The following is a 13862-nucleotide window of genomic DNA, read 5'->3' as shown; positions in this document are numbered from 1 at the left end:
TGGAGAGGTGGGAGAAAATTACGAATTGATAAAAAAACACGGTTCAATGTACTATCAAATTAAGAAAGCGTTACCTGACACTATTACTAACACAGGTGATGCCGGAACGTAGAATATAGCGAAAAAAAGGATGTTTAAGAGATGTGAATGTAATGTATTATTACACTTGAGGTGTAGAAGGAGTGACGCAAATGAGTCGAGCTACGGAAAGCATACCCGCCAAGCTGGAACTCCAGCAAAGGAATCATGTGGAGCCCAAAAGGCAGCATCCATTCATCAAAAGCCTCAAGAAGCATTGGGAGCTGTATCTGCTTGTGCTGCCCCCCGTATTGTATCTATTGATCTTCAAGTACATCCCGATGGTTGGCGTACAGATTGCCTTCAAGGATTTCAGTGTGGTCAAAGGAATCTGGGGAAGCCCGTGGGTTGGATTCAAACACTTTGAGGCGTTCTTCGAATCCCCCAACTTCTGGCTCCTGATCAAAAACACGATAGGCATCAGCTTCTACTCCTTAATCGCCGGGTTCCCTATCCCGATCCTGCTTGCGCTGGCGCTGAATGAGATCCGAACAGGTTACTTTAAGAAGACCGTGCAGATGGTCACCTACGCTCCGCATTTTATTTCCACGGTCGTGATGGTATCCATTATCATTTTGATGCTCTCCCCGCATGTGGGTGTGGTAGACAAGCTGTTTACACTGCTCGGCTTCCCGATGACCAACTTTATGGGCATTCCGGAATACTTCAAATCGATCTATGTCTGGTCGGGTGTGTGGCAGGGCATGGGGTATTCATCCATCATATATATCGCGGCCCTTGCAGGCGTGGATCCATCGCTGTACGAAGCGGCAAAGATGGACGGTGCTTCAAGGCTTCGGAAAATTTGGCACATCGACCTTCCAACGCTCGTCCCGGTCACCGTCATCATGCTGATTCTGAGTTTGGGCAGCATTATGGGCGTCGGCTTTGAAAAGATATACCTGATGCAGAATCCGCTTAACACAAGCGCTTCGGAGGTGATCTCCACGTATGTGTACAAGGTGGGTCTGATCGGAGCGAATTTCAGCTTCTCCTCGGCAGTCGGATTGTTCAACTCGATTATCAACCTGATTCTGCTGGTCATCGTCAACGGCATTTCCCGCAAAGTATCCCAGAACAGCTTGTGGTAAAGGAGGAGCTCATCCATGTTCAATCTGTTTAATCGTAACCGGATCAAGGATCCGCTCGGTGACCGCATCTTCATGACATTCAACTATATCTTTCTGTTCGCCATACTGCTAACGGTGTTTTACCCCCTCTTGTATATCATCAGTTCGTCGTTCAGCTCTTCACGAGCCGTTACATCCGGTCAGGTGTGGCTGTTTCCGGTAGATTTTAATATCAAGGCGTACATCTCCATTTTCAAAAGCCAGCAGCTCATGCTCGGTTTTTATAACACAATCATCTATACCGTTGTAGGGACATTCATCAATGTGGCGCTTACCGTCATGCTCGCCTACCCGCTGTCACGCAAGTCGTTCTACGGAAGAGGAGCCATTATCATTTTCATGATGATTACGATGTTCTTTGATGGCGGACTAATACCAACTTACCTCTTGATGAAGGACCTCCACCTGCTGGATACACGCTGGGCCATGTGGCTGCCAGGAGCGCTCGCGGTGTTCCAGGTCATCGTAGCGAGAACCTTCTTCCAGTCTTCCATCCCGGAAGAGCTCGGAGAGGCTGCAGAAATGGATGGATGCCGGGATATCCGGTATCTGATCAGCGTGGTTCTTCCGTTATCGAAGCCCATTTTGGCGGTCATGACGCTTATGTATGCCGTAGGGCACTGGAATGCATACTTTGACGCACTGATCTATCTGCGTTCCGAGAAGTTGTTCCCCCTGCAATATGTACTTCGCAATCTGCTCATCTTGAACGCGGCTGACCCGGCGATGCTTGCCAATACGAGCCAACAAATGCGGGATCAAGGGTTTGAGCAGGTACTGAAATATGCATTGATCGTTGTCGCAAGTATTCCGATTCTGATCATGTACCCGTTTGTACAGAAGCATTTTGTCAAAGGGGTCATGGTTGGTTCCCTCAAAGGATAATCCATAGGAATGATGCCCGGCTAGCCTCTTGAAAGGAGGTGGAAGGAACACGCCGGCTTCCGGGATCGATTTTAAACAAGTGCAGTAAATGAGTTGTATGCCAGCCGTTTTGAACAAAAAGGAGGAGTCAGATTGAGAAAATCTTGGATTTCGATGTTGTTTCTGGTCTTTGCTTCGATGGCTTTGTTGTCCGCATGCGGTTCATCCGAAGAATCGGGCGCAGGTAGCGATGGTAGCGGCGAGAGCGGTGGCCCTGTAACGATGACCTTCTTTGCCCCGCAAGGCAAAGCGCCCATGGAAGAAAATGAGTTCACCAAATTTATCGAGGACAAGTTCGATGTTACCCTAAAATGGGATCTGGCCCCAACGGACGCATTACAGGACCGCAGACAATTGCTGCTGGCCAGTGGTGATTATCCCGAAGTGTTCCTTCACGGCAAGTTCACCACCTCAGATCTTCAGAATTATGGAAAACAAGGCGTGTTCCTTCCGCTGCAGGATCTGATTAAGGAATATGGCCCGAATCTGACCAAGGTCATGGAAGAGAAGCCATACTTCAAAGAAGCCATTACAGCTCCGGACGGCAACATCTATGCCCTGCCGATCTTCAATGAATGTTACCACTGTACGTATGCACAGAAATACTGGATCAACACGGAATGGCTCGATAATCTGGGGCTGAAAATGCCAACGACGACGGATGAACTCTACACCGTTCTGAAGGCGTTCAAAGAGCAGGACCCCAACGGCAACGGCAAAGCCGATGAGATTCCACTCACGGGTGCACCGAACAAGTACGTATGGAATGGCAACATTGATGCTTACCTGATGAACAGCTTTATATACAATGACAATGACAAATATCTGATCGTGAACGATAGCAAGGTTGATTTTGCAGCGAACAAGGAGGAGTGGAAGAAAGGACTGGAGTACATGCACAAGCTGTATGCGGAAGGTCTGATTGATCCGGCTTCCTTCACGCAGAACGATCAGGCGATTGGACAGCTGGGGAATAAGGAAGGCGACGAAGTGGTTGGCTCCATTACAACGGCGCTGGTCAGCTATCTTGTGAACACTTATGACAAAGAGATTACCCGTCACCAGCACTGGGAGATCGTTCCTCCATTGAAAGGGCCGGACGGTGTCCAGACGACAGGCGCTACACAAAGCGTAGGCGAGTTTGAGTTTGCCATCACCAACAAAGCGACAGAGGCACAGCAGATTGCTGCCATCAAAATTGTGGATTACATGTTTAGTGAAGAGGGTGCACTGTACGCGGAGTACGGTCCAACAGAGGGCAAGGGGTGGAAAAAGGCTGATGCAGATGAGAAAAACATCAATGGTGAGCCTGCCAAATACAGCTACTACAACCTGCCTGAGCGTGACCCGAATGTTATCGTTAACGAAAGCTGGTCCCAAATCGGAGCGCATGACTTGTCCAATACGTTCCGCAATCTGTTCGCAGAAGGTCAGAACCCGCTAGAGGCAGAGGGTTACGGTACTCGTCTGGCTCAAGCGACCAATGTGTATGAACCTTATGCTCCAAAAGAAGTGTATCCGGCAAACGTATTTATCCGTCCGGAGGATACGGAATCGGCTGCACAGCTCACCACCGCGATTAAGGATTATGTGCAGACCAATATGGCGCAGTTCATTATCGGCAGCAAAAGCATTGATAAGGAATGGGATTCATATGTCAAAGGCTTCGATGGTCTGGGGCTCAGCAATTATCTTGAGATCTACCAGCGTGCAATTGAGAAGGATCAATAATAGTTGATGGATGTATGATCGAGACTGTCCCGAAGTCACCCGTGACCGGGACAGTCTTATCCTTTGACAACCCCACTTCATCCGATATCATACGGATTATTTTTAGAAAAATAGCGACCAGAGCGAGTGGTTGTCGTCTTGCAGCATGTTGATAAACAGTGGTGGGGGGACCTCGGGGATGAATAACAATTGGTTTAGACGTTTGCTGCTTTCGTATCTGCCTGTTTTTTTTATCGTAACTACAATTTTATTCATTATCTTCTTCCAGATCTTCAACGAACAAAATCGCAAAGAGGCGCTAAAGGCGAATGAATTCCTGGCTTCACAGGTGACGCAGTATTTGGATAACTCGCTGCGCTCCATTGACTTCAAGGTGCTGCGCGAGATTTTAACCAATTCCAATCTGAAAAATTATTACGCGGTAACCGGAAGCGATGATGTATATGCCGGAATCCAGGCCATCCAGGTTATTGACGAATTGAAAATAGAATATCCGCTGATCGATTCCATTTATATGGTCCGGTACAAGGATGACAAGGTGTTCAGCAACGGCAAGCCCGTGCCTATTGAAGAATTCCCGGATGCAGCATTTATCGAAGACAGCCGGGCTGCAGAGACGCAAAAATGGGTGGGGGGAAGATCCTTCAAAGCCTTTCCCACAGAGGAAGGGAAACAGGTGATTACACTGATCCGCGGGGTTGGCAATGGAAAAGGCCTGATCGTGGTGAATGTTGATCTGCAAACGCTGCAGAAGTCCATCATGCAGATGTATGATCCCGAATTCACTTTCGTCAACATATTCAATCGCTCGGGTGGCAATCTGTGGGACGGTAGCATGGCGGAAGAGACCGCAGCAAAAGCCTCTTCCGGTGAAGTCTTCTCTGAATTTACATCCAGTTACAGCGGGTGGAAGGTGCAGACGGGGCTGAACAACGGCAAAGTCGTCAAATTTGCACTGAAGTTCTACAATATCTGGTTTGTATTCGCTGTGGCTGTTGTTTTGATTGGTGTGGCATGGGTGATCTATGTAACTCGCAGAAATTATAAGCCGATTCAGCAGATTGTCACGTTAATCGAAACCGTTGCCTCACAGAAACAGCCAGGCATAACTTATGCCAAGGAGAACGAGTTCCGTTTTATTCAGACGACGCTGGAACAGATGATTGACCAGACGAAGCAGTATCAGGAGGAGTACGAAGAGAATCTGATTCTGAAGAAAAAATACTTCTTTCAGGAGCTGCTGGAAGGGACGAAGGAATTCACTGGTGATGAGCTCGCAGCCGAGATGATCAAGTTTAACCTCCCGCCTTTGGATGACAGATGGACTGTAATGGTCGTGGAGATTGATCGCTATTCCCGCTTTATCGAAGAATACCATGTGCAGGACCAGTCTCTTCTGAAATTTGTATTATCCAGCATCCTGCAGGAGAGCGCCCGCAAGGAGGATACCGAGGTCTGGGCCGAGTGGATCTCGGACCATCGCCTGTATGCCATCCTATGGTTGCCGGAGACGCCGCAGCCGGAGGAGAGCGAGCGCAGACTGTTGTCCGGTTACCTGGAGCAGGTTGAGCAGTATCTGAACTTCACGGTGACCATTGGAATTGGGCGGGTAGCCGTCGATCTGCGCGGCCTCAGGGCTTCCTTCAAGGAAGCAATCCGTGCGCTGGATTACAAAGCGGTATTGGGTTTGAACCGAATCATTCCGTGTGGGGATGTACCAAGTTCAACCAATGACGTGTATGAGTTCCTGAGGACGATATCCCTGTTAGTGCAGGCGATGCGGCTGTCTGATGACGATTGGGAAAAGCATTTTGACAAGCTGTTTGAACAGATCCATGCTTCGGTGTTATCCCGTCAGGAAATCTTGAACACGATCCAGCTGCTGTTCCAACATGTGAACCGTGAATTTGCAGAGCTGCCGCGTGAGTACCACGAGCTGTGGGCCGAGGTCATGGGTCATCTGCTTCGCAATCTTGAAGATTGGGAGACAGCTGAAGATCTGCGGGAATTGTGCCGAGATGGGTTCCGAAAACTTGCCGAGCAGCTGCAGACGCTGCGTTGTACCAAGAAACACCGGACACATATTCTGGAGATTCGCAAGTATATCGAGGAGAATTATAATAATCCCGATCTGTCGCTGAATTATCTAAGTGATCTGTTCGATATTAACCCGAAATATTTAAGCAAGCTTTTCAAGGATGAGATTGGTGAGAAGTTTGTGGACCTGCTGATTAGCCAGCGAATTGAGAAGGCTAAGCAATTGATGCAGGAGACGGACAAGGCCATTCAGGAGATAAGTGAAGAAGTGGGATACACGAATTACAATTCATTCAACCGAGCCTTCAAGAACGTGGTGGGTGTAGCGCCGAGTGATTACCGAAAAGCCATTTGATTTCAATGTAACTGCAAACCAAGCCAAATGCATAAGGAGAATGTGCACATGGATTATAGAGATGCTTCGTTACCTGTCCCCGAACGGGTACAGAATTTACTTGAGCAGATGACTACCGAGGAGAAAATCGGTCAACTGATCCAGCCGATGGGCTGGAAAACGTACCGGAAAGAGTCAGATGGCACCGTACAGGTTACGGAGGAATTCAAAGAAAATATCGCGCAGGGTGGTGTTGGTTCTCTCTACGGTGTCCTTCGTGCTGATCCGTGGACCGAAGTTACGCTGGAGACGGGGTTAACCCCGAGACAAGGGGCCGCTGCCACCAATGAAATTCAGCGCTATGCGATTGAAAATTCGCGTCTCGGCATCCCGATTTTGTTTGGGGAGGAGTGCTCGCATGGCCATATGGCGATCGGGGCAACGGTATTTCCGGTTCCGCTGACCGTAGGGAGCACATGGAACACGGAATTGTACCGCAAGATGTGTGAAGCAATTGCTGTGGAGACCCGCAGCCAGGGCGGGGCAGCAACCTATTCACCCGTGCTGGATGTAGTGCGTGACCCGAGATGGGGACGGACCGAAGAATGTTTTGCGGAAGATCCATATCTGATTGGCGAACTGGCCGTGGAAGCAATCAGGGGATTACAGGGAGAGCGGCTTGATTCTGACCGGACAATTATCGCAACGTTGAAGCACTTTGCGGCTTATGGAAGTTCCGAAGGTGGACGCAATGCGGCTCCGGTACACATGGGCCTGCGGGAGCTGCATGAAGTGGATCTGCTACCTTTCAAAAAAGCGGTGGAAGCTGGGGCCTGCTCTGTCATGACGGCGTACAACGAAATTGATGGCGTGCCCTGCACGTCCAGTACGTATCTGTTGAATGATCTCTTGCGAGAACAATGGGGCTTCGAAGGTTTTGTTATTACCGACTTTGGTGCCATTCAGATGCTGGTCAGCGGACACAACACAGCCGAGAACGGGGAGCAGGCTGTAGCTCAATCCCTTCAGGCAGGTGTGGACATGGAGATGTCCGGATTCATGTACCGTAAACATCTGGCGCAGGCACTGGAGCAAGGATTGATTCGTAATCAGGACCTGGACACGGCGGTATGGCGGATTCTGGAGATGAAGTTTAGATTGGGCCTGTTCGAGCAGCCCTTTGTTGATCCGGACTTCGCAGAGCGGGTGATTGGTTGTAAAGAGCATGTGGAGCTGGCCAGAAAGGCGGCCCAGGAAGGGATTGTTTTGCTCAAAAATGAGAAGGACATCCTTCCGCTAAGCAAGACGAATATGAAGATCGCTGTACTTGGCCCGAATGCCAATCATACGTATAACCAGCTGGGAGACTACACCTCTCCACAGCCGAGTGGACAGATCGTTACGGTGCTTGACGGCATACGCCGAAAGTTTGGTGCAGATGCGGATCACGTATTATATGCGCCTGGTTGCCGGATCAAAGGCGATTCCAGGGAGGGCTTTGCCCAAGCCCTCGCTTGTGCTGAACAGGCCGACGTGATTGTCATGGTCATGGGCGGATCGAGCGCACGCGACTTTGGAGAAGGCACGATTGACCTGCGGACAGGTGCATCGGTTGTTACGGATGATCCATGGAATGACATGGAATGCGGAGAGGGCATCGATCGTTCATCGCTAGATCTCATGGGTGTTCAGCTGGAACTGGTCCAGGAGATACATAAGCTGGGCAAACCCGTGGTTGTCGTGTACATTAACGGACGGCCGATTGCAGAGCCATGGATCGATGAGCATGTCCATGCCATTTTGGAGGCTTGGTACCCGGGACAAGAAGGCGGCAATGCGGTCGCAGATATTTTGTTTGGGGATGTAAATCCATCCGGACGTCTGACGATCTCCATTCCCAAGCATGTGGGCCAGCTCCCTGTGGTTTACAATGCCAGACGTACCCGAGGCAAGAGATATCTGGAGACGGATCTGGAGCCGCAGTATCCGTTTGGCTTTGGGCTCAGCTATACCGAATTCGAATATGATCATGTAAGGGTTGTACCAGAAGTCATCCAGCCGGAGGGAGAGGCTGTAGTCCAGGTGGAGGTCACGAATGCCGGAACGGTCGCCGGAGCTGAAGTTGTGCAATTCTATATAACGGACGAGGCAGCTTCAGTCACCCGACCTGAAATATCACTTAAGGGTTTTCGCAAGATTCACCTGGAGCCTGGAGAGACCCAAACCGTCACATTTCCCGTGAACTCGGAACATTTGCAACTCATGAACTCCCGTCATCAGTGGGTGGTGGAGCCAGGCAAGTGTCGTTTGATGGTTGGTCGCAACTCCCGGGAATGGAGTGCATGCAGTTTACAAGTGCAGAGTGAGGTGGGGCAAGCATGATTCGCATTGGGCGTTTTATAAAGGATATGGCTGAGCAGCAATGGTTAGAGAAGGTGGAGCTGCCAGAATGGCAGATGCAGAAGGCCAAATATATACGGCCTGGAGAATACCGGATGGAGCAGGAAGAAGCCTCTGCCCAATCTGTAGATCCCCTTCACAGCACACACGGAACGACTTATTTTATGAGTAAGCTTCTTCAAATCCCGAGCGATTGGGAGGATCATGCGATTGGGTTGACCTTTGAAGCTGGTGGTGAAGGACTGCTAAAGGTGAACGGCAAGCCGTATCACGGACTGGATCGCAATCATTGGCTGGTGCCACTCCCCAAGAGCCGGGTTGGAGCATCACCGCTGCTGGAGATTGAACTGTATGACCCCATTCCGGAACCACATGACCCACTGAATCGCCAAGCAGTCATTCAGCCGCCGATCCGTGGGATACGTGCAGCCCTGGTACATATTAATCGTCCCTTGCAAAGCCTGATGTACAGCGTGACGGTGCTTGCGGAATCGCTAAAGGCACTGCCGGAGAAAGACTTGAAGTGTAATCGGCTGGTTCGTGCCATCCATCAGGTTATGGATGAGATGTACAACGAGCCTAAGCGTTGGGTTGAGGGAGCGTGGGTACAGCGCTTCGAGCAGTCGCTTGCACATACCGTACAGGAACAGGATCCGGAAGAACAGCGGGATGGTTTCATGCATCTGGTCGGACAGTCACATATTGATATTGCCTGGCTATGGCCTGTACGCGAAACGGTGCGCAAGTCCAGCCGTACCTTCTCCACGATGTGTACCTTGATGGACGAATACCCGGGGTTTGTATATTCACAGAGCCAGCCGCAGCTATATGCCTTCGTAAAGGAGCATTATCCGGATCTCTATGAACGGATCAAGGCTCGTATTGCCGAAGGTCGATGGGAGCTCGTCGGTGGCATGTGGGTAGAGCCTGATCTGAACATTCCGAGTGGTGAGTCTCTGGTGAGGCAAATTTTGTATGGACAGAATTTCTATCAGCAGGAGTTTGGCAAACGCTCAAGCATCGAGTGGCTGCCGGATACGTTCGGCTACTGTGCTTCCCTGCCACAGATGCTGCAGCTCGCCAATATTCCGTATTTCATGACCACCAAGCTCAATTGGAACGACACGAACGCGTTTCCGTACGACCTGTTCGACTGGGTAGGCATTGATGGCACCTCGGTGCTGGCGTATCTCAACCATGGGGTGAATGAACATACGCGGCCCAAGGATGTGGATGAACACTGGCAATCCTATAAACAGAAGGATCTTCATCCGGAGCAAATGCTGCTCTATGGACATGGAGATGGTAGGGGCGGGGTTACGCATGAGATGGTCGAGTTCGCGGAGCGGGCTCAGTTCATGGTTGGACAGCCGATCAGTACATTCAGTACAGCGCAGGCCTTTTTCGAAGGAATTTCAACCAACAATCCGACACTGCCGAAATGGCATGGCGACTTGTATCTGGAGCTGCATCGTGGAACGTATACGACTCATGCCCGAAATAAACGAAGCAATCGCAAGGCAGAGGTATTGTATCGGGACGCTGAGATTTGGGGGCAGTTTGCCGGGGCTCAGGCAGATTGGGTGAAGAGCACCCTGGATGAGGGTTGGAAGCTGATTATGCTTAACCAGTTTCATGATATTATCCCTGGTACGTCCATCCCGGAAGCATATGTCACGTCCACGGAAGAGTACACGAAGGTATTTGAACTGGGGACATCGGCTTTGGACAATACGCTCGGCCACCTTGCGGAGCGCATTGCAACAGAAGGATCAGACGGTGTGCCGTATATCCTTTTCAACAGTCTGGGCTGGGAGCGCGAAGAAGTGGTGACCATTAGCGGTGGAGCTGAGCTAAGTGGTTTGGCGGCGTTTGATCAGCAGGGGAAGCGTCTGGATTGTGATCTGGTGCAAAAGGAAGATGTACTGACTCTGTCTGTCGTTATTCCATCCATTCCGGCTTTTGGTTACACCACGATATGGCTTCGTTCAGACACGAATGCTGTTCCGGCTGTGTTCATGGATGAGACTTTCCCCTCCGTATGGGAAACGGAATTCTACAGGGTTGAATTCAATGAATCGGGCGAGATCACAAGGTGGTATGACAAATCGGTGCAGCGGGATTGGCTGAAGCCGGGGGATAAGGCGAATGAGCTGCAATTTTTCCATGACAAACCAACGTACTGGGATGCCTGGGATATTGATCCCCGGTTCGAATCTCAGCTTGCAGGCAAGGTGCAGTTGATCTCGAGAGAGATCGTACAGCGAGGAGCGACCAAGGATGTACTGCGGTTTCACTGGAAGCTGAACGATTCGGACATCAGCCAGGATATCGTGTTTTACCGTCACCAGCGACGGGTCGATTTCCAGACGAAGGTCAATTGGAAGGAAAGTCATAAGCTGCTGAAAGTAGCCTTTCCGGTGGATCTGGTGTCTGCCAAAGCAACGTATGAAATCCCGTTTGGTTCGCTGGAGCGGCCGACACATAACAACACCAGCTGGGAACAGGCACAGTTTGAGGTCTGTGGGCATCGATGGGCAGATGTCTCCGAAGGGAATAGCGGCGTAAGCCTGCTGAATGATTGCAAGTATGGATACGACATCAAGGGTCAGACGATCCGGCTGTCCTTGCTGCGTGCTCCGAGGTGGCCGGACGAACATGCTGATCAGGGTGAGCATGAATTTACATATTCATTATTGCCACATGAGGGAGATTGGCGGACCGCCGGGGTCGTTCGTCGGGCGATGGAGCTGAATCATCCGGTACAGACTGTTGCAGCAGGAAGACATGCGGGCGTATTACCTGCTGAACATGCCTGGATTGATTACCAGAGCGAGCATGTCATTTTGGATACGGTTAAGGCTTCAGAAGATGGTTCGGGAACGGTACTTCGTTTCTATGAATCGTCAGGAGGTCGGGAGACGGTTCGGGTTCAGTGGAGAGATCAGCATGTGAAGGCATCCATGATCAATCTGCTGGAGGACGAAATCGAACAACTGGCCTCTCAGGATGGAGCATTCGAACTGACGTTTAAACCATATGAGATTAAATCGGTGAAGCTTGTATCGGTAAATTGAGGATTAGACGGGTATAGCGATGACAACGTCGGACATACACGTAAGTAGAGTACTGTAACAAAATTGCCTTTCGATGTGACGGCGATTCGTACTTTAGTTATGATGAGGTAGAGTCGCTTCTCTACCATTTGCGAGCATGTCTTGAAGAAGGGCTTGCAGTATCCTGTTTTGAAAAATTCGAGTTCAGCGGGAGGGCATGACATGACATTAACGAACAAGATCGGTGTAATCGTGGACAGCTTCGGAGTAGGGGTACGTGAAGGGCTGAATAAAGCCAAGGATGTGGGTGCAGAAGGGGTGCAGATCTACGCCGTCAAGGGAGAGATGGATCCTGAAAACTTGTCGCCTGCGGCACGCAAGGAGCTAAGAAGTTATATTGATTCTCTGGGTCTGGAAATTTCAGCATTGGTTGGCGATCTGGGTGGCCATGGATTTCAGGTGAAGGAAGATAATCTGTGGAAAGTGGAGAAGTCCAAACGAATCGTTGATCTGGCTCTTGATCTTGGCACCAATATCGTTACGACCCACATTGGAATTGTTCCACATGATCCTGCATCAGAAGTGTATGCAACACTGCATGCGGCTTGTGAAGAGCTGGGCCAGTATGCCAAAAGTGCTGGTGCATACTTTGCGATTGAGACAGGACCGGAGACGGCAGCCGACTTGAAGAGATTTCTGGATACCCTCTCGACGAATGGGGTTTCGGTCAATTTTGACCCGGCGAACATGGTGATGGTGACCGGCGATGATCCGGTCCAAGGGGCTCGTTTGCTGAAGGACTACATCGTGCATACCCATGTGAAGGATGGCGTGCGCCTGAGGGAAGTGGATCCAAGGGATGTATACGGTGCGGTGGGCTACGCGCCTATGGACCATGAGAAGATTGCCGACATGGTATCGTCGGGGACATTTTTCCGCGAGGTGCCGCTTGGAGAGGGCAGTGTGGATTTTGACCGTTACTTTGCTGCCCTTCAGGAGATTGGTTACACAGGGTACCTGACGATTGAACGCGAAGTGGGCGACCAGCCTGAACAGGACATCCGCAAGGCAGTTGAATTCATCAAACAATACCGCTAGGGAGCTGAGAAGATGAAAGTGGGCCTGAGTACGTATAGCTTGTTGAACGATTTGAAGTCGGGAGAAATGACGGTTCTGGATGTGATCGACTGGATTGCGGCAAATGGTGGCGAGCATATGGAAATGGTCCCATACGGCTACACGGTGGAGGATAACCATGAGCTTGCCGATGCGATCCGGGAGCGAGCGGCTTCCGCAGGCATTGAGCTGTCCAACTACTCGATGCCAGCCAACTTTGTACAGGAGACCGAGGAGGCGTTTGAAGAAGAGATGGCTCGGGTCAAAAGGCATGTCGATGTGGTACACCGAATGGGTGTCAAACATATGCGTCATGACGTCACGGCATTTACTTTGCCGAAGGAAAACATGACCATTGCCTGGTTTGAGCAGCATCTGCCGCTCATGGTTCGAGGAAGCCAGATTATTGCCGATTATGCCGCGCAGTTTGGCATCACAACGACGATTGAGAATCACGGCTTCAGTGTTCAGGCGAGCGATCGTGTGCAGCGGGTGCTGCAGGCCGTGGACCGGCCCAATTTCAAAACCACACTGGATATCGGCAACTTCATGTGTGTGGATGAGAATCCGATAATTGGAGTCATGAAGAACCTGCCTTATGCCTCTCTGGTGCATTTTAAGGACTTCTACTTCCGCCCGTATGACGAACATCCGGGGGCAGGAGAGTGGTTTACCACGTCCAATGGTAATTTCCTGCGTGGAGCCATTGTTGGACATGGGGATATTCCGATTCGCAAAATTGTAAAACTGATTAAGGATTCCGGTTATGACGGAAACATCACGGTGGAATTTGAAGGCATGGAAGAATGCAAATCCGCATCCAAAATCGCCATGGACAACCTGCGCCGGTTTTGGGAAGAAGCATAAGCAATTATTCTATTTCAGTATCAGGGCCACTTTATATGGAAGTGGCTCTTTTGGCGCGTTTTTTTTGGCAATATTGATGCAGTCCTCATTGCCGGGCATACTCTCGCAAAGCTAACATAAATTGGTTCTATGTAAGGATGAAGTTACGATCATCACAAGTATGGTATACTTAATCTATTCAGCCTGGGA

General features: G+C 50.2%; 8 protein-coding genes. All 8 read left to right on the top strand.

The window, feature by feature from the left end:
- Nucleotides 1-191: 191 nt before the first annotated feature.
- Entirely contained in the window at nucleotides 192-1169 is a 978-nt protein-coding gene (locus AAIH57_RS26560) for an ABC transporter permease (RefSeq protein ID WP_175397120.1), read from the top strand.
- Between the two features lie 15 nt (nucleotides 1170-1184).
- Nucleotides 1185-2093: a carbohydrate ABC transporter permease gene (locus AAIH57_RS26555; protein ID WP_153976530.1), complete on the top strand. Its 909-nt coding sequence runs from the start codon at nucleotides 1185-1187 to the stop codon at nucleotides 2091-2093.
- 132 nt (nucleotides 2094-2225) lie between these two features.
- Nucleotides 2226-3863 carry an ABC transporter substrate-binding protein gene (locus tag AAIH57_RS26550; protein WP_430023604.1) on the top strand — a complete coding sequence of 546 codons (1638 nt, stop codon included), beginning with the start codon at nucleotides 2226-2228 and terminating at the stop codon, nucleotides 3861-3863.
- Between the two features lie 178 nt (nucleotides 3864-4041).
- Entirely contained in the window at nucleotides 4042-6255 is a 2214-nt protein-coding gene (locus AAIH57_RS26545; protein ID WP_430023602.1) for a helix-turn-helix domain-containing protein, read from the top strand.
- Nucleotides 6256-6303: 48 nt separating this feature from the next.
- Nucleotides 6304-8616, top strand: a complete 2313-nt coding sequence (locus AAIH57_RS26540) for a glycoside hydrolase family 3 N-terminal domain-containing protein (protein ID WP_430023601.1) — start codon at nucleotides 6304-6306, stop codon at nucleotides 8614-8616.
- Nucleotides 8613-11711 (top strand): alpha-mannosidase, encoded by a 3099-nt coding sequence (locus tag AAIH57_RS26535; RefSeq protein WP_430023599.1) that lies wholly within the window; start codon nucleotides 8613-8615, stop codon nucleotides 11709-11711. Before AAIH57_RS26540 ends, AAIH57_RS26535 begins: the two co-directional genes overlap by 4 nt.
- Before the next feature lie 201 nt (nucleotides 11712-11912).
- Nucleotides 11913-12788 carry a sugar phosphate isomerase/epimerase family protein gene (locus AAIH57_RS26530; protein WP_175397115.1) on the top strand — a complete coding sequence of 292 codons (876 nt, stop codon included), beginning with the start codon at nucleotides 11913-11915 and terminating at the stop codon, nucleotides 12786-12788.
- Between the two features lie 12 nt (nucleotides 12789-12800).
- Entirely contained in the window at nucleotides 12801-13673 is an 873-nt protein-coding gene (locus tag AAIH57_RS26525; protein ID WP_430023597.1) for a sugar phosphate isomerase/epimerase family protein, read from the top strand.
- Nucleotides 13674-13862 lie beyond the last annotated feature (189 nt).

This window comes from Paenibacillus sp. MABNR03 (assembly GCF_050455445.1).
Taxonomy (GTDB): domain Bacteria; phylum Bacillota; class Bacilli; order Paenibacillales; family Paenibacillaceae; genus Paenibacillus; species Paenibacillus xylanilyticus.
This window is presented reverse-complemented; position numbering and strand designations above follow the sequence as displayed.